We start from the raw sequence: 17,554 nt of genomic DNA on the forward strand, positions 1-17,554 counted from the left end.
TGCCTCTTACGAGCAAAAAGAAAGGAAGAGCTTATTTATGTCTACAAAGGATTTGCAAGGCACAAATAGATCTGGAATTTTAATCAGAGGTCTTATCGTTCTGGTCTGCGCGGGAATTATCAACGCCACCTCCGTATTTATCACTCCACTGGCCGCTTACTATGGGTGGGACCCATCGGCAATTGCCAATATCGGCACAACCATGCTGACCTTCTGGCCCATTGGATCCCTGCTGGGAGGAAAGCTTCTGCAAAAGCTGGGCGGCAAGCCGGTGGTCCTAATTGGCGCAATTGTATTCGGCACAGGATTGATAACAACCGCCATGGTTCCTATCGGCAGCCCCGGCATGCTGTATTTCACCTTCAGCTTCCTGATTGGCATGGGAAACGGCATTACATATTGCGGCACGATGTATTGCGTTATGGGCTGGTTCCCTGATAAAAAGGGTCTGGCTACCGGCCTGTGCATGGCATTTAACGGCGGATCCTCTGCGTTTCTGGCTCCTCTGTGCGCCGGAATCACCGCCATGAGCAATGTAAAGGTCACGCTTATTTCCTGTGGCGTGGTCGCCATGGTGGTTTGCATTATCTGCGGTCTTGGGATAAAGTCCGCGCCTGTGGGCTATGTTCCTGAGGGGTACGTCCCGTCCTCTTCCGGTGAAGGTCTGGTTTCTCAGTATGAGAGCATTCCGATTTCCAAAGCGTGGAAAACCAAGCAATTCTGGCTGCAGCTGGGCGCGATGGCGTTCTTCCCCTCCTTTTATTTAATCATGTTCTCCCGCTTTTCCATGTTTATGACGGACAAGGGCATTGATCTGGCCTATGCAACTCTGGGCGTTTCCATCTATAATATCGGCAACGTCGTGGGCCGCTTGGGGCTGGGCAAGCTAACCGACAACATTGGCTACAAAAAGGTTTACGGTGTTTGTTGGGCACTGTGCATGGTTTGTGGAGCCTGCCTGCTTACCGGAAATTCCACGGCCACGATTTTGGTTGCGTATTTCTGTCTGGGTGCAGGCTTTGGCTCTACGAATTCTGTGTATCCTGTGATCACTACCACTTCCTTCGGCCCTATCTACGCAGGCAACATTTATGGATTTGCGCTGCTGGGTTACATGGCGATGACACAGATTATCCCCCGAGTCACGGCCGCTTCGATTGAGGCAACGGGCACCTATACCATTGCATTTGTCATGGCCTTCATTCTTTGCACGCTGGGCGTGCTTTGCGGCTTCTCTATTCCCAAGCTTACGCGCAAGCGTCTTGACGATACAGCAAACAAATAATATTTTGAGGAGGCTTACCACATGATTGCTTTTGATGCTTATAATACGCCGCGGATTATTTACGGCGTGGGCGTTTCCACAAAGGTGGCGGACCTGCTGAAAAGCTTGCAGGTGACCACGGTGATGGCCGTTTATGACGAGGGTATCCAGAAAGCGGGAATTGCCGATCGGGTCATCGAGCCTATCCGCGCGGCGGGCTTCACCGTTCACGAGTTTGGCGGAGTAACCGCCGACCCTCCGGTGGAAATGATTGAGGATGCCGCAAAGGCGGCCAAGGAAAAGAATGTTGACATCTATCTGGCAATTGGCGGCGGCGGCGTTATCGACACCTCCAAGTGCATGGCGGTTATGCAGACAAATCCCGGCAGGCTGCTGGATTATGTGCTGGGCGCCGGAAAGCCAATTGCCAATATGTGTCCCCATGTGCTGGCTGTTCCCACCACCTCCGGCACAGGCTCCGAAGTAACAGCACTGTCTATCGTGACAGATACCGCAACCCACAGAAAGGTGTGCATTAAGGACGTTGTGAAAATGTGCCCCTATGCGGCGTTTCTGGACCCGGAGCTGACCTTGGGCCTGCCCAAGGGGTTGACCGCCTCCACCGGCATGGATGCGCTTTCCCATGCTGTTGAAGCATATCTGGTAGGTAGGCACAACGAGTTTGCGGACATGTTCTGTGAGAATACCATTCGCAGAGTCATTAAGTGGCTGCCCGTGGCCGTGGAGGACGGGGGAAATGTGGAGGCCCGCGGCCAGATGATGCAGGCTGCAACTTATGGCGGCGTCAGCTTTGCAAGCAGCACGCTGCAGGCCGGTCACGCCATTGCCCATGCGCTGGGCGGGGCGCTGCACGTGCCACATGGCATTGCCTGCGCCTGGGGCCTGAATTTTGCCATTCAGCATTGCGGTAAATCTGTTGATATGGAGCGTTTGCAGGCGTTGGCCGGGTTTATGGGGCTTGAATCCGACGGCAAAAGCCGCGAGATGCTGATTGCCGATTGCTGCAAGGTTGTGGGGGATATGAATGCTTCTTTGAACATTCCCACGCCCAAGGCCTTCGGCATTGGTACAAAAGATGAAATGGAAGCGGCCTACGCAGCCTGCTGGACCTATGAGCAGGGGATGCTGGGCGTTGCCGGTGTGACAGATCAGGACGAGCTTCATGCCTACTTTGAGGAAATGTGGGCCTGGTAACTCTTAAAACAGTCTCTCCCCCTTGCTTGCAGGGGGGAGAGCGCCCTGAATTGAGAAAACAAAAACTGCTTTCGGGATTAAACGATCACTTTTTGATAAAGCATTCCGGCAGTTTTTTCAGAAATAAGCGAGGTTTAAATAAATGGGAAGAAAACTCTACGGGGGCCTCAAGGTAATTGACGCCACAAACAACTATGCCGGACCAATGGCCGGAGCTATGCTGGCTGATTATGGCGCCGATGTTATTCATATTGAAAAACCCGTCCTTGGCGATGACAATCGCTTTTTTCCTCCCATGGTCGATGGGATCAGCATTAATTACTGTGTTTCAAATCGCGGAAAAAAGTCTCTTGTACTGGATTTAAAGGACCCTCGCGGCGCGGAAGCATTTAAAAAGCTCGCTAGGGACGCGGACGTAATTTTGGAAAGCTACCGCCCCGGTGTGATGGAGCGCTTGGGTTTGGATTATCAGGCCATCAGAAAACTCAATCCGAGAATCATTTACTGCTCGGTTTCTGCATACGGCCAAACCGGCCCGTACGCCCACCGTCCAGGCTACGACGTCATTGCGCAGGCAGTTTCCGGAATGATGGAGATGACCGGAGAACCGGATGGCGCACCTACAAAAATTGGCGCCGCAATCGGCGACTGGGTGGGCGCACTGAATGCATTTGGCTGTATCGGAACGGCTCTGTATTACCGCGAGCAGACGGGCAGGGGCCAGCACATTGACATTGCGCTGGCGCGCTCCCTTATGTGGATGGCCGCAAAGCTGGATCACGGGATTACGGGAACAGTTGCTACCCGCACGGGCAACCATCACAGCAACCTTGCTCCATACGGTATTTTTCAGGGGAATCACGGAGAGTCTGTGGTAATCGGAGCGCTGAGTTCAAATCTGTGGACCAAGCTGTGCGATGTTATGAACAAACCCGAGCTGGCAAAGGACCCGCGTTTCATCTCCAACGATCAGCGGGTGGAAAATAAGTCTGTTTTAATTGAGATGATTGAGGAATGGCTGAAGGGCCTCGACAGCGTAAATACCGCCGTTGATGCGCTGATGGAGGCAGGCGTTCCTTGCGCGAAGATCTATAACATGATGGATATTGACGAAGATCTTCACTATAATACCTGCGGCTGGATTGCCGATATGCCCATGGCAAACGACATGAAATCCGTACGTACACGCCGTTTTCCCAGCAATCCGTTCACATTTTCTGAAATTCAGGCAGAATATGGCGTCGCCCCGAATCTGGGCGAAAGTAACCACGATATCCTGGGACAGCTTGGTTTAAGCACGGATGAGATTGACGCCATGGAGGGCGAATGGGAAGAAAAGGCAAAATCTATAAAATAATTGTCTTTCGCAAGGCCTCTTGCGCTTGATGATGATAAAAAGGCGGGAAGATTATTTTGAAAGTGAATTTAATGACAGACCGGGTCCTGTTTGACATAAAGGACGGCGCTGCTTACATTACGCTCAATCAGCCGGAGAAGCTAAACCCGGTTCCTGCTGAAGTCATGCAGGATCTGATACAGTGTTTAAACGAATGCGAGAGCAGCGACGCTGTGCGCGTAGTCGTCTTGCGCGGGGCAGGCGGAAACTTTACGGCGGGGGGCGACGTGCGCGGAATGAAGGAGCGCATGGACAAGGGAATCAACAATACCAAGGCCGCAATTCGTATCGGAGGTGAGCTGATTACCAGACTGCGGATGATTTCAAAACCCACCATCGCCTGGATTGAGGGAGCGGTGGCCGGCGTTGGCATGAGCATGGCGATGGCTTGTGATTTCTCTATTGCGGAGGAAACTGCAAAAATGGTATTTGCGTTCGTAAACATCGGTTTTGTTCCGGACGGCGGCATTACATATACGCTCAGCAAAACGGTGGGACCCGTCAGAGCCACGGAGCTTTTAATGTCCGGCAAGCGCTTTAGCGGCGCGGAGGCAAAGGAGTGGGGCATCATTACAGACGCGGTCCCCAAAGAGCAGCTGGAGGAAACCGTCCAAAAATATATTTATAAATACTCTCACGGCCCCAGCACTGCGTATGCGCAGCTTAAGGCCTTGATCAACAGTGTGACCTATGACCAGTGGAATGCCTGCATGCAGCGGGAGGTGCAGGCTCAGTACGCTTGCAGCCTGTCCCTGGATCACCGGGAAGCGGTGGAGGCATTCCTTGAAAAGCGCAAGCCGGTCTTTCAGGGAAAATAACTTCGCCCCTTCGCCCAAACGCAGTATTTATGGTAAATTGAGCAATCAATTATTAGAATAAGTGAGGCAATTGATTATGAGTGAATATCAGCTAATGACAGCCGATCAAAAAGATCTATGCGCAATGGTTCATGATTTTTGCGCAAAGAAGGTAGACCCTTATGCAGCCGAGTGGGACGAGCAGAGCGTCTGCCCCATTGACACGGTGAAGGAATTGATGGATCTGGGCTTTTGGGGTCTGGACGTACCCGAGCAGTATGGCGGAACAGAGTTGGATGTCAGCACCATTATGTACATCCGCATGGCCTTGGCCTATCATGATGCGGGCTTTGCAAACACCTTCAGTGCCCAGACCTTTGGCTGGAAGCCCGTGCTTCTCTCCGGCAGTGAGGAGCAGAAGGAGAAGTATGGCCGGTTATTGTCCGAAGAGGGTCGTAAATTCTGGTCCATGTGCATCACCGAGCCACAGTCCGGCTCCGATGCGGGCAACTGCAAAACCAAGGCCGTGAGGGACGGCGACGACTATATTCTTTCCGGCAGCAAGTGCTTTGTCACCAACGGCGGCGTGTCAGATTTGTATACCGTGACCGCCTGCACAGATGCCGCCAAGGGAAACAAGGGCATCTCTTTGTTCATCATTGACCGCAATATGCCCGGCGTTTCCGTGGGAAAGCATGAGAACAAAATGGGCATTCGTACCTCGGACACCACCGATCTGGCGCTTGATGAGGTTCGCGTACCTGTCGCCAACATGATTGGGCCCGAGGGCAGCGGATTTAAAACCATTATGAAGATGCTCTCCCGCACCCGGCCCACCGGCGTGGCGCCCGCTGTCGGCGTAGCCCAGCGGGCAATGGATTTGGCCCTTGATTATTCCCGCACCAGACTGTCCTTCGGTGCACCCATTGGAAAGTTGGAGGGTATTCAGTTTAAGCTGGCCGATATGGAAATGAAGCTTCAGGCCTGCCGCTCCCAACTGGCCTACTCCGCAGCTTTGGTCGACCAGGGGATTTACGACACCCTGGTGGGCTCCTGCACCAAGTGCTTTGTTTCTGAGGCAGTTCTGGATATCTGCCTTCAGGCTCAGCAGATTTACGGCGGCTATGGTTATTCCAAGGAATATCCGCTGGAAAAGCTGGTTCGTGACGCCAGGATTTACTCAATCTATGAGGGTTCCAGCGAGATTCAGCGCTATATCATCGGCAAAACCTTAGTAGGCAAGCTGTAATAAAGGAGGAACTAACCTGCATGAATATTGCTGTATGTGTAAAGCAGGTACCGGATACAACGCAGGTCAAGATTGATCCGGTTACCAATACGTTGATTCGGGAGGGTATCCCCAGCATTTTAAATCCATTCGACGGATTTGCTCTGGAGATGGCCCTGCGCATGAAAGATCAGTCCGATGGCACGGTGACTGTCATCAGCATGGGCCCCGCACAGGCAGAGGCTGTTTTGCGCGAGAGTATGGCCGTAGGTGCCGACGACGCCTATCTTGTTTCCGGGCGCGCGTTTGGCGGCTCCGATACGCTGGCCACCAGCTACATTCTTTCCTGCGCGGTAAAGGCCGTGGAGGAAAACCGCGGTGCGAAATTTGATGTTGTATTCTGCGGAAAGCAAGCCATTGACGGAGACACAGGTCAGGTTGGCCCCGAGATGGCAGAGCATTTGAACTATGCGCAGATTACCTATGCCACCGAAGTGCTATCCTGCGCCGACGGCAAGGTGCAAATCCGCAAGGAAACCGCCGACGGCTATGATGTGCTGGAAGCCGTCATGCCTGTAGTTGTGTCTGTCACCAAAACTCCTTTTGAGCTGCGTTTTCCCACAGTGAAAAAGCGGCTGGCCGCTAACCGTGCGCAGATTCCCGTAATTACTCCCGAGGATATGGAAGCAAAGTCTCAGATTGATCTGGCTTGCTGCGGATTAAAGGGTTCCCCCACCAAGGTGAAAAAGAGCTTTACCCCGGTTCGAAGCAAAATATGCAACATTGTCGAAGAGGACAGTCCCAGTGCCTCCGCGGTCAGGTTGATTGCCATATTAAGCAACGACAAGAGGATTTGAGGAGGTGCGCGACAATGGAATTTTCTGAGTACAAAAACCTTTGGGTATTTATTGAAACTGACGACGGTAAGGCCGTCAGCGGTGGTTTGGAACTGCTGAATCCCGGCGCACAGCTAGCACATCGGCTGGGCCAGCAGGTGGTGGCCGTTATTCTTGGAAAAAGTAACGACGAGGCCGAAAAGACAGCCATTGCCTACGGAGCCGACAGCGTTATTTCAGTAGAGGACGACGATTACGAAGCCTATTCCACGGAGGGCTATACTTACGGCCTTGTTCAGCTAGTCGAAAAATACAAGCCGTCCATTCTAATGATCGGCGCCACCATTATCGGACGGGATCTGGGTCCCCGGCTGGCATGCCGCCTGAAAACCGGACTGACCGCCGACTGCACAGAGCTGGATGTAGACACGGAAACCGGTCATGTGGCGTGGACGCGTCCCGCATTTGGCGGAAACCTGATGGCCACCATTATGTGTGAGAGAACCAGACCCCAGATGGGCACAGTTCGGCCTGGCGTGTTTAAAAAAATCGCACCCGACGCTTCCCGTACCGCCAAGATTAGTAAGGAACGTATTTCCGTTCCCGAAGGCCAAATCCGCACCAAGCTGATCGAATCTATTCGGGAGGCCGTGGCGGAGATGGTCAAGTTGGAGGATGCCGAAATTATCGTCTCCGGCGGCCGTGGACTGGGAGGCCCAGAGGGCTTCGAGACTGTTATCAAGCCTCTGGCCGATGCACTGGGCGGCGCTGTGGGCGCGTCCCGCGCCGCTGTTGACTCCGGCTGGATTCCGCATGTACATCAAGTGGGTCAAACGGGTAAAACGGTTGCCCCAAAAATTTACATTGCCTGCGGTATTTCCGGTGCCATTCAGCACCTCGCCGGAATGAGCGGCGCCGACTGCATTATTGCCGTCAACAAGGATCCCGACGCGCCTATTTTCGGCGTGGCTGATTACGGCATTGTGGGCGATTTGTATCAGATTCTCCCGGCAATGACCGCCGAAATCAAGAAGCTGAAGACTTAACGGAGCGAAGGCTTATTATCTGTGACAATTCCACGGGTGGCAGACGTGCCGCTTCCCACAAAAGACTAATTAAACCCTTTGGAAGAAGCAGTCTGTGGGATCAAGACCCGCAGACTGCTTTTTCACAGCATACGTCGTATTTTTAATTTGAAAATACAGGAGGGCTGCTTACAATGGAGCAATTTCAAAGCGGCAAAGACTATGTGGCAGGCGATGACCTGCTGCAAGCCGTGAATATTGCGATGGCTCTTCAAAAGCCCCTATTGATTAAGGGAGAACCCGGGACCGGGAAAACGGTTCTTGCCCAAGCTATCGCTGATTTTTTTGGCAAAGAACTGCTTGTATGGAATATTAAGTCTACCACAAAGGCGGAAAGCGGCCTGTATGTCTATGACGTTGTGCAGCGCCTTTACGACAGCCAGCTTGGCGTAAACGGCGTAGATCAGATTGAACGGTATGTGCGGCTTGGAACGTTGGGTCAGGCCTTTTCAAGTGAACAGCAGGTTGTTTTGCTGATCGATGAAATTGACAAGGCGGACCTGGAGTTTCCCAACGATTTGCTGTGGGAACTGGATCGCATGGAATTTCACATTTCGGAAACCGGAAAAACCGTGGCAGCCAAGCATCGTCCAGTCGTTATTATTACGTCCAACGCCGAAAAGGAACTCCCGGATGCGTTTTTGCGAAGATGCGTATTCCATTATATCGAGTTTCCTGACAGAGACTTGATGGAACAGATAATCCGCGCCCATTATCCGGAGCTCGACAACCAGCTGCTTCAACAGGCGCTTAAGATTTTTTACCAAATTCGCAATTTAAATGGCCTGCAAAAAAAGCCCGGCACCAGCGAAGTGCTGGACTGGATTTGCGCCTTACAGATCAGCGGAGCGGAACTTGATTTGAAGAAAAATCCGCTTCCGTTTACCGGTGTTTTACTCAAGAAAAATGAAGATCTCAACACGCTGGCCAAGAATTTTCAAGGTGCGTAAGGCCTATGTTTTTGTCACTATTTTATTTGCTGCGGGCAAACGGATTAAGTATTTCACCAAACGAGTGGATTACCCTGCATGAAGGTCTGCGCATGGGCCTTCATGCATCCACCCTCACCGGGTTTTACCGACTGTGCAAAGCAATTGTTATCCACAGTGAAACGAATTATGACAAGTTTGACCAAGTCTTTTTGGAGTACTTTAACCGCAAGGACGAACAGCCGGAACTTTCAAAAGAACTGCTGTTCTGGCTAAATCACCCGGAGCTGTCGGAAAACGGTCGGGAAGGGCCTCCGGAATCAACAGCTATAAGCAGAGATCTGATTGACCGCCTATTTACCAAACGGTTGCAAGATCAAAAGGACGAGCATAACGGCGGAAAACGGTGGATTGGTACGAGCGGCTATACCACATATGGCAATCAGGGAAAAAAGTCGGGAGGAATCCGGGTGGGCGGAGAGGCAGTCCACGGCTCCGCTTATCGCATTGTGGGTGAGCGGAGGTACCGGGACTGGCACGGAGACAACGCGCTGGATGCGCGGCAGTTTCAGGTTGCTTTTCGCAGGCTGAGGCAGCTCACGGCGGAATTCCGCGGCTTAAACGATGAAATGGATGTGGAGGCAACCGTACGCAAAACCTGCGAAAGCGGCGGGATTTTAAAAATTGAGCCTGCCCGTCCGCGAAAAAACACCATTAAGGTAGTGCTGTTCATAGATTCGGGCGGATCAATGGAGACCTATCAATCACTGTGTAGCATGCTGTTTCAGTCCGTCCAAAAGGCAGGAAATTTTAAGGAGTTGAAAATTTACTACTTTCATAATGTTCTCCGAAAAAATGTTTATCTGGATCCAACCTGCGATTGGAGAAGCGGTATTTCCCTGGATTCCATTTTAAATCAGCTAGCTCCGGAGTATCGGGTCATTTTTGTGGGAGACGCCATTATGACCCCGGAGGAGCTGCTTTCGGGAAAACGGGGAGCTGCCGGCCCGGTTCCCGACGGCTGCGGACTGCAAAACTTTTTAAGGCTCAAAAAGAAGTATTCTCATATTATCTGGCTGCATCCGCAGCCAAGGCCGCTTGAGCACAACTATTTTACAAAGACCTTTGAGGTTTTGGACAGTTACTTTGACATGTATCCTCTCACCGTAGACGGACTGACCTGCGGAATTAAAAAGCTTGTTGCAAATCAATAAAGGAAACAAGCACAAAAGCAGCCGGTCTAAAAGAACCGGTCTGTAAAAAAAGACAAAAACGGCAACCTATTTGAGCAGAGTGCACATTGTGACAAATTAGTCAAAATGTTACTATGAAACTGCAGCAAACCAAAAGGCTTTCATTGCTTTCGCACAGATTGTCCCGGCTCCAGGCGTCTTAATTTCCGAAGCACGATGGATTTCGGAACCTGTATTATGATTTATTTTTGGAGGTATTGACATGGCTGAAGCAAACGTAAAAGAGTACATCGGCGAATTGGTGAAACGCGCAAAGGCGGCGCAAAAGGAGTTTGAGAGAACCTACATCGATCAGGTCAAAATCGACGAGGTGGTTCGTGCAATCGGAAAAACCATTTACGACAACCGTTCCGTTCTTGCGAAGGATGCCTGCGAGGAGACGCAGTACGGAACCGTAAAAATGAAAGAGAGCAAAATTGTGGCTACCACCACTTCTCAGTGGAACATTATGCGCGGCAAGAAGTCCGTCGGATACATTAAGAACCTGCGTGACGAGCCGGGCGTGAAGGTGATGGCAAAGCCGATGGGCGTCATCGGCTGCGTAATGCCCAGTACTAACCCCATTATTACGATTGCCGCAAACGGCATGATGTCCATTAAGTGCAGAAACGCGTGTATCATTGCGTCCCATCCTTCCGCAAAGAACGTCTCCACCAAAACCGTTGACATGGTGCGCGAGGCAATTGCCGCGCTGGGCGCACCTGCTGATTTAATTCAGATTGTTGACGCGGACCATGCTTCCATCGAAGCGACCAGCGAGCTGCTGGCCCAGTGCGACTGCAATATTGCCACCGGCGGCCCGGGCATGGTGAAATCCGTTTACTCCTGTGGCCGCCCCGGCTTCGGCGTGGGGCAGGGCAACTGTCAGGAAATTATCTGCGAGGACTGGGATGACCTGGAGTTTATGACCACTGTTGCAATCAACAATCGCTCTTACGACAACGGCGTGCCCTGCACCAGTGAACAGACCATTCATGTCCCCACTGCCATGGAGGCCGATTTTTTGAAGTATATGCAGAAAAACGGTGCGTATCTTATTGAAGGGGATGCTCTGAAGGACAATTTGCGCAAGCTGGTGTTCCCTGACGGAGAGCACATTAACCGCGCCGTGGTCGGTCGCTCTCCCCAGGTGGTGGGAGAGATGCTGGGGATTGCCGTTCCCGAAACCTGCAAAACGATGCTGACCAAATACTCCGGCTGCGCGGAGGAGGATGTTCTTTCCAGGGAAATCCTGTTCCCCTTGGTACGCTATGTTACCTATGATAAGTTTGAAGATACGGTTGCCGCCGCAGTGGCCAATTTGGAGATGGAGGGTGCCGGTCACAACAGCTGCATCTGGACACACAATCAGGACAAGGTTGAATACGCTGCGAACCTGCTGCCTGTTTCCCGCTTCCAGATCAACCAGACCCCCTTTGGCATCAACAACGGTATGCCCACCACCTCTACTCTGGGCTGCGGCACCTGGGGCAACAACAGCATTTCTGAAAATCTGGCCTGGTATCACCTGATGAATACGACCCGGGTAAGTGTGACCCTGAAGAACCGTCGCACATGGAAAGAGGGCGACTGGGACAATTTGGACGAGTGCCCGATTACCGAGGATTAATTTTCGCAGCTGTGCTTTACGACCGTTTTCGCGAGGCACAGCTAAGGGCTGCTAAGGCACAGAACGAGCAATTGCCGGGCTTCCAGACAAGTTCATTACCAGCACTGATATAATTTCAAAAAGGCCTGTATTGCATGCGATACAGGCCTTTTTTATTCCTCGAAATAGAAATTGGCACCCCCCGGTGGGACAGCGCATCCAGAGGAAGCGGCAGGTGCGGCACTGCCCGGTTTTTCTGCTCTGCTTCAGGCGCGCATAAAGGGCGGCCCGTAAGCCCTTGTATTTCTAGGGCTAAAAAATCGGGTGGGCATGAAGCGTGCCAGCTTTATTCTTAGGAGAGATAGTATGATAGAATACAATTATTTTCAAAAATGGTTGATGGACCTGAAAATTTCAAAAAAGCTTTTAATGGGATTTTCGATGGTGCTGATATTGTCCGTGATGATAGGCGCTGTCGGCGTTTTCGGCATTTCAGCTGTAAATCAAAGAAGCGCCGTGCTCTATACCGAGGATACGATGGGCCTTAAATATGCCGGAGATGCCGCCGCCTTATTTTCAAAAATAAGTTTAAAAAGCATTACTTTCCCTTCTGCCGTGGAGGACCGGAACAATTCTTCCATCAATCAAATGGATACCCTGCTTGCACACTGCCATGATGCGATTAAGGACCCTGAAGCCGCCGCCCTCCTTGATAAAGCTGAAAAAGACTGGACCACATTCAAATCAACAATGACCGAACAAAATGAAGATTCGCTTTACGGGCAGACCGCAGGAATAGATTCAGCCACAGCCTCATTGGGAAATACGCTATGCGATAATTTTTCTCTGCTACTTGAACGCATTGCGCAAACAGCATACGAAAAAAGTGAGAACAACCACAATACCGCCAAAATTTTTATGGTTGCAACTCTTTTTATTTTGCTTGCGTCCATTGCAATTTCCATTCCCCTCGCTTTATACATAGCGGATATCATCAGCGACCCCATGCGAAAATTTGTGGCAATTGCCGACCTGATTGCAGTCGGCGGCTTGGATTTTAATGCTGTCTGCGAAGAAAGGGACACGTATACAAAATTTAGAAAAGACGAGTGTGGAATGCTTGCACGTGCATATGTAAAGATGACAACAAGCACCGCTAAAATGGCAGAAGAAGTGGGAAAGATTGCAGATGGAGATTTGACCATTGAGATTGAAGCCCGTTCAGAGGAAGATGTGCTGGGCAGCGCGTTGCTCGGACTGGTACAAAAATTCAACATTCTTGCAGGTAACATCATATCTTCTGCCAACCAGGTCAATTCCGGAGCAAATCAGGTGGCGTATACCAGCACAGCCCTTTCCCAAGGCGCCACTGAACAGGCCAGCTCCGTTGAGGAACTGTCAGCATCAATGGAGGAAGTCACCTCGCAAACAGCCCAAAATGCCGGAAACGCGCAAAAAACCAACATACTGGTAACAACCATTCAAAGCGATGCAAATTACGGTAATACGCAAATGGCGGAAATGCTTCGTGCCATGGATGCAATTAACGCCTCTTCCATCAATATCAGCAAAATCATCAAGGTCATTGACGACATCGCTTTCCAGACAAATATTCTGGCGCTGAACGCAGCCGTAGAGGCCGCCAGAGCCGGCAACGCGGGGAAAGGTTTTGCTGTGGTGGCGGACGAAGTACGAAACCTTGCCGCCAAGTCAGCTCAGGCAGCAAAAGAAACCACCGAATTAATTGAAGCCTCCATAAATAAGGTAAATGACGGTACCGACATCGCCCAAGAAACCGCGGCCGCGCTAAGCAAAATTGTAGATGGGGTTTTGCAGACCGGTCAACTCGTAGGAACAATTGCCTCTGCTTCAAACGAGCAGGCCGTTGCCTTGGAACAGATCAATCAGGGTTTACTGCAGATTTCACAGGTTGTCCAAACCAACGCCGCCTCCGCCGAGGAGTGCGCGGCAGCCAGCGAAGAACTCTTAAGTCAATCCGATTGCTTGAAGGAAAGCGTAAACGTATTTAAAGTGACCAGCAATTAGTAGAACGGGTACGTCCGAAACGGCAGGCATTTCACCTGTCGTTTCGGACGTACCTTTTTTCTAATTGTCTGCCTGGCTCACCCAGCAGGGAGCTTAGGTATGCCCTTGATCGTATTTTCTTCACGAGTTTGAGAGCGCGCTTTTTAATTGCAATTCCCTACGGGCTTTACATGTATTTTGCTTGCACTTTTTGTCGAAATAAGTTAGTATTAGCTATTGCAGAGCAATTGATAGATATTGGTATTTTTTCTGCTTTAATCTGTCATTTCTGTATTTCCCAGTAAATTACTGTGGTTGCACTTTATTTTTACAAGGAGCGCAAGCAGACCGCGCATGCGCCAGCCACCTATCATCAGGCCTGAAAGGAATTGCCATATGAAATATCTGAAAAACAAGCTGCTACTTTACATCTCCTTGCTGTTGGCTTTCACTATACTCTCTCTGACCACGATTTCTTCTATTCTTTACTATAAAAGCTCCATGGCGCAGGAGGAGGACACCTCTTCCGCGCTGGTATCCGCATATAGTCAGGGCCTAAATATTGTGATGGAATCCTACCGCAATGCCATTCAGGCGGTGGCCGCGCGAGGCGAGCTGACAGATCCCGAGCTTTCATCGCAGGCGCTCCAGCAATACCTGACGCAGGAGGCCAAGCAAAACGGGTTTAATTATCTGGCTGTCACCGACGCGCAGGGAAACAACACCCGCGGGGTCTCCCTAGCGGAGCAGACATTTTTTCAGCAGGCAAAATCCGGCCAGGCTTATATTTCCAGCCCCGCTCTCAATAGCGCGCAGGAGTTGGTGCTTTATGTAGCGGCCGCTATTCCCGGCAGCAACCAGCTTTTGTACGGAGAATTTCCCTATACGGTGTTCAGCGACGTGCTGAACCAGATCAAAATTGGCGAAAACGGATATGCGTTTGGCATCAATGCCGACGGCTATACGGTGCTGCACCCCGATACGAACAGCATTGCAAATCCGGTGAACTATTTTGAACTGGCGGAGAAGGACCCCAGCTACGCGCCTACCGCCGCCATGTTTAAGCGCATGATTTCCGGGGAGACGGGAATCGGATACAGCTATTACAATGGCGTGCGCCGCATGGTGGGCTTTACTCCCCTTGACGGCCCGGAGGGCTGGTCCATTGCCGTGACAAGGCCGCTGACGCAGGTGGAACAAAACGCGAAAATTACCCTGGCCTTCTGTGTGGGCACAGGCCTTGTGCTGCTTTTCTTGTCCATTATCTTTACCCGTATCTTTTCGCAGATGATTACCCGCCCCATCGTCCTTGCCACCCGGCGACTGGAGCTGCTGGAGCAGGGTGACCTCCAAACCGAGGTGGAGCATGTGAAGGGGAAAGACGAGGGCGCTCGCCTGATGACCGCTATCCAAAATACCATCCATGGCCTTCAGACGTACATCGGGGATATTTCCGACATTCTCCACAGTGTTGCGGAAAAGGACCTGACCGTGACCAGCAGCGTGGCGTACTCCGGTGACTTTGTGTCCATTCAGACTGCGCTTGAGAAAATCGTGCAGTCCTTAAACGGTACATTGGAGCAGATTTCCCAGTCCACAGCGCAGGTTCGCTCCGGTGCGGAGCAGGTGGCGCTGGGCGGGCAGAATCTTGCGGAAAACTCCTCCGAACAGGCATCCGCGGCGGAGCGAGTTGAAAATTCGCTGGAATTTGTGGCCAACCAAATTCAGGAGACGGCGCACCATTCCGAATCCATGCAGAATATGACACAGACTGCCTTGCAGGAAACCCAGACGGGCCGCGAAAAAATGCAGAAGATGCTGGACGCCATGCAGAGCATCGACGATTTTACCACGAAGATACAAGCCATCATCCATTATATAGACGACATTGCCGCCCAGACAAATATTCTGGCGCTGAACGCCGCCGTGGAGGCCGCCCGCGCGGGCGAATCCGGAAAGGGCTTTTCCGTGGTTGCAGACGAGGTACGTCAATTGGCGTCCAAGAGTGCGGAGGCCGCGAAAAATTCTGCCGAGCTGATTGACAGCACACTGGCTTCCGTGGAAACCGGCAAGCAGACCGCCGAGGGCGCGGCGCTGGCGTTCCAGAGAATTGTGGAGCAGACCAGCAGCGTGGGCGCACTGGTGGATGAAGTCACCAAGTCTCTGGGCAGTCAGTCCCAGAGCGTGTCCGAGCTGAGCGAGGGGGTTCGTCTGATTTCCAATGCGACGCAGGCCAACTCCGCCACGGCGGAGGAAAGCGCCGCCACCAGCGAAGAACTGCTGGGGCAGATGCAGATGCTGGACGACATGGTGTCTGAGTTTAAAACCATCTGATCGCGCGGTAATTGCACTACATTAAAAAGAAAGCCGGACTGACCGTCCGGCTTTCTTTTTGTTTTCCCCAAGCTGCTCCAAGACAGCAAAAAGCGGTCCGGCCTAAACGCTTTGATGCGCCATGAAGGCCCGCAGGTATTTTATGATGGCTGCGGAAAATCAGTATCTCCTGCCGTGCCTTAAAATCTTATAGATGCCAATGGTCATCATGGGAACCACAAAGAAGAGGAGAAAGCCCCAGCTGATGGTTCCATAGCCCTGTGCAATCAGGTCCACCAGCCCGAAGGTGGAAAACAGAACACCCATCACCATGCAGCCAATCGCCACGCCGGGCCGCACCCACCCGGAAACGGGCTTGCCGGAGGCGGCAATGGAATGTTCAATCCTGTCGTCCAGGGCCTTGATAAAGCCGGTTCCGGTTTCAATAAGGGTGCCAAACAGCACGATCTCAAACAGCCAAAACAGCCAGTTTATGTCCAGCGCCTGAAACACGGCGATAATGGGCACCTCTGCCACCATGCAGGCCCCCATCATCGTGCCCATGGTCAAAAGCAGCATTCCGGCGGGGACAATGCCGATCACACCGGCCAGCAGGCCGGAGATAACCGCTTCCCTGCGGGTGTGACACTGGCGGACGGTGTAGAGCAGGGCCGGGATAATGCCCAGATTGTAAAACGCATATTTTGCGCCCCCCATCAGCCAGTCGGAACCAGCCAAACCCCGGGATGCAAACGCCGCAGGCAGATTGCTTCCAAACCTTACAAACACGACAATCATGAAGAGGATGTACACCGCGTACAGCACATAGGACCAGAAGGTCAGCACATTTTCAATGGCAGCGGTCCCCTTGATGACCAGCACGATAATCCCGAGGGACAGAACCGCAACGCCAATCCATTTAGAACCACCCGTCAGGCTGGTGACCATGCTGCCTGCCGTGGCCGTGACCACACCCAGCACAATCAAAAGCATCACAATATAGCAGATTTCATACAGGAAGTCAGCTTTGCCCAGCAGCTTGGTCATCATGCTCTTATAGTCATAGGTCCTGAATGTACGGGAAAATTCAAAGGTCACGGCGCACAGAACAGACCAGATTCCCAGCGTAACGGCCATTCCCAAAAGGCCACCGGCAAGTCCCCTTGACAGGAAGTATTCCCGGATTTCCGCGCCGGTTCCGTATCCGCCGCCGATGACCACAGACTGGAACACAAAGCCGGGAATCAGGATACGAAGCAGCCTGCTGCGTCTCTTGTTTGCCATAGAACGCTCTCCTCCTACACGTTTTTTATACTTTTTTTCTTTTTTGTGGCCTTATTTGAACCCCGAAAATATTTGGTTTAATACCCGCAATTGCGGCAGCCTTTTCAAATCAAATGCAATTTGCCACAATAAAGCGATAAACGCCCGAATTTTTCAGCGCATTCAATCAATCTGCTCAAAATATTGAAAACAGCTCATTTTTAACAAACTGCAAGACAAAGCTTGTATAAAAGTTGTTGAAAATGGTGTTGACAGGAAAACAGCGGCCCGATATGATAAAAAGCAACTACCCTCGCGGAGGACAAGCTTGGTCTGAAAAACAGAAAATGCGCGGAGCAGGC

General features: G+C 51.6%; 13 protein-coding genes. 12 read left to right on the top strand and 1 reads right to left on the bottom strand.

Annotation, left to right across the window (positions count from 1 at the left end; genetic code table 11):
• Positions 1-37 precede the first annotated feature (37 nt).
• The 12 genes from ABVS15_RS09490 to ABVS15_RS09545 all read left to right on the top strand — a co-directional run bounded on the left by ABVS15_RS09490 (position 38) and on the right by ABVS15_RS09545 (position 15,950).
• Entirely contained in the window at positions 38-1,285 is a 1,248-nt protein-coding gene (locus tag ABVS15_RS09490; RefSeq protein WP_369283491.1) for an MFS transporter, read from the top strand.
• 21 nt (positions 1,286-1,306) lie between these two features.
• Positions 1,307-2,479 (top strand): iron-containing alcohol dehydrogenase, encoded by a 1,173-nt coding sequence (locus ABVS15_RS09495; protein WP_369283492.1) that lies wholly within the window; start codon positions 1,307-1,309, stop codon positions 2,477-2,479.
• A 142-nt stretch (positions 2,480-2,621) separates the two neighbouring features.
• Positions 2,622-3,836, top strand: a complete 1,215-nt coding sequence (locus ABVS15_RS09500; protein ID WP_369283493.1) for a CaiB/BaiF CoA transferase family protein — start codon at positions 2,622-2,624, stop codon at positions 3,834-3,836.
• A 62-nt stretch (positions 3,837-3,898) separates the two neighbouring features.
• Positions 3,899-4,693, top strand: a complete 795-nt coding sequence (locus ABVS15_RS09505) for an enoyl-CoA hydratase/isomerase family protein (protein ID WP_369283627.1) — start codon at positions 3,899-3,901, stop codon at positions 4,691-4,693.
• A gap of 76 nt (positions 4,694-4,769) precedes the next feature.
• Positions 4,770-5,921 (top strand): acyl-CoA dehydrogenase family protein, encoded by a 1,152-nt coding sequence (locus ABVS15_RS09510; protein ID WP_369283494.1) that lies wholly within the window; start codon positions 4,770-4,772, stop codon positions 5,919-5,921.
• A gap of 20 nt (positions 5,922-5,941) precedes the next feature.
• A complete protein-coding gene (locus ABVS15_RS09515) occupies positions 5,942-6,757 on the top strand; it encodes an electron transfer flavoprotein subunit beta (RefSeq protein ID WP_369283495.1) in 816 nt (271 codons plus the stop codon).
• A 14-nt stretch (positions 6,758-6,771) separates the two neighbouring features.
• The gene (locus ABVS15_RS09520; RefSeq protein WP_369283496.1) at positions 6,772-7,782 is read left to right on the top strand and encodes an electron transfer flavoprotein subunit alpha/FixB family protein; all 1,011 of its coding nucleotides are present in this window, start codon (positions 6,772-6,774) and stop codon (positions 7,780-7,782) included.
• Positions 7,783-7,955: 173 nt separating this feature from the next.
• Complete coding sequence (locus ABVS15_RS09525; protein WP_369283497.1) at positions 7,956-8,771, top strand: AAA family ATPase; 816 nt, start codon at positions 7,956-7,958, stop codon at positions 8,769-8,771.
• 5 nt (positions 8,772-8,776) lie between these two features.
• Positions 8,777-9,964: a VWA containing CoxE family protein gene (locus ABVS15_RS09530; RefSeq protein WP_369283498.1), complete on the top strand. Its 1,188-nt coding sequence runs from the start codon at positions 8,777-8,779 to the stop codon at positions 9,962-9,964.
• Positions 9,965-10,205: 241 nt separating this feature from the next.
• Entirely contained in the window at positions 10,206-11,612 is a 1,407-nt protein-coding gene (locus tag ABVS15_RS09535; RefSeq protein ID WP_369283499.1) for an aldehyde dehydrogenase family protein, read from the top strand.
• A gap of 345 nt (positions 11,613-11,957) precedes the next feature.
• Entirely contained in the window at positions 11,958-13,637 is a 1,680-nt protein-coding gene (locus ABVS15_RS09540; protein WP_369283500.1) for a methyl-accepting chemotaxis protein, read from the top strand.
• A gap of 375 nt (positions 13,638-14,012) precedes the next feature.
• The gene (locus ABVS15_RS09545) at positions 14,013-15,950 is read left to right on the top strand and encodes a methyl-accepting chemotaxis protein (RefSeq protein ID WP_369283501.1); all 1,938 of its coding nucleotides are present in this window, start codon (positions 14,013-14,015) and stop codon (positions 15,948-15,950) included.
• Between the two features lie 159 nt (positions 15,951-16,109).
• On the opposite strand, the gene ABVS15_RS09550 is transcribed toward ABVS15_RS09545, so the two are convergent.
• The gene (locus ABVS15_RS09550) at positions 16,110-17,213 is read right to left on the bottom strand and encodes a hypothetical protein (protein ID WP_369283502.1); all 1,104 of its coding nucleotides are present in this window, start codon (positions 17,211-17,213) and stop codon (positions 16,110-16,112) included.
• Between the last annotated feature and the right edge of the window lie 341 nt (positions 17,214-17,554).

Origin of the sequence: Oscillibacter sp. GMB15532 (assembly GCF_041020825.1) — a bacterium.
In the GTDB taxonomy this organism is placed as follows: domain Bacteria; phylum Bacillota; class Clostridia; order Oscillospirales; family Oscillospiraceae; genus Oscillibacter.

What these genes read in the sequence shown, in the direction of transcription:
- ABVS15_RS09520 (WP_369283496.1), top strand. Translation starts at nt 6,772, where the DNA reads ATGGAATTTTCTGAGTACAAAAACCTTTGGGTATTTATTGAAACTGAC.
- ABVS15_RS09540 (WP_369283500.1), top strand. Translation starts at nt 11,958, where the DNA reads ATGATAGAATACAATTATTTTCAAAAATGGTTGATGGACCTGAAAATT.
- ABVS15_RS09510 (WP_369283494.1), top strand. Translation starts at nt 4,770, where the DNA reads ATGAGTGAATATCAGCTAATGACAGCCGATCAAAAAGATCTATGCGCA.
- ABVS15_RS09500 (WP_369283493.1), top strand. Translation starts at nt 2,622, where the DNA reads ATGGGAAGAAAACTCTACGGGGGCCTCAAGGTAATTGACGCCACAAAC.
- ABVS15_RS09490 (WP_369283491.1), top strand. Translation starts at nt 38, where the DNA reads ATGTCTACAAAGGATTTGCAAGGCACAAATAGATCTGGAATTTTAATC.
- ABVS15_RS09550 (WP_369283502.1), bottom strand. Translation starts at nt 17,213, where the DNA reads ATGGCAAACAAGAGACGCAGCAGGCTGCTTCGTATCCTGATTCCCGGC.
- ABVS15_RS09530 (WP_369283498.1), top strand. Translation starts at nt 8,777, where the DNA reads ATGTTTTTGTCACTATTTTATTTGCTGCGGGCAAACGGATTAAGTATT.
- ABVS15_RS09515 (WP_369283495.1), top strand. Translation starts at nt 5,942, where the DNA reads ATGAATATTGCTGTATGTGTAAAGCAGGTACCGGATACAACGCAGGTC.
- ABVS15_RS09535 (WP_369283499.1), top strand. Translation starts at nt 10,206, where the DNA reads ATGGCTGAAGCAAACGTAAAAGAGTACATCGGCGAATTGGTGAAACGC.
- ABVS15_RS09525 (WP_369283497.1), top strand. Translation starts at nt 7,956, where the DNA reads ATGGAGCAATTTCAAAGCGGCAAAGACTATGTGGCAGGCGATGACCTG.
- ABVS15_RS09495 (WP_369283492.1), top strand. Translation starts at nt 1,307, where the DNA reads ATGATTGCTTTTGATGCTTATAATACGCCGCGGATTATTTACGGCGTG.
- ABVS15_RS09545 (WP_369283501.1), top strand. Translation starts at nt 14,013, where the DNA reads ATGAAATATCTGAAAAACAAGCTGCTACTTTACATCTCCTTGCTGTTG.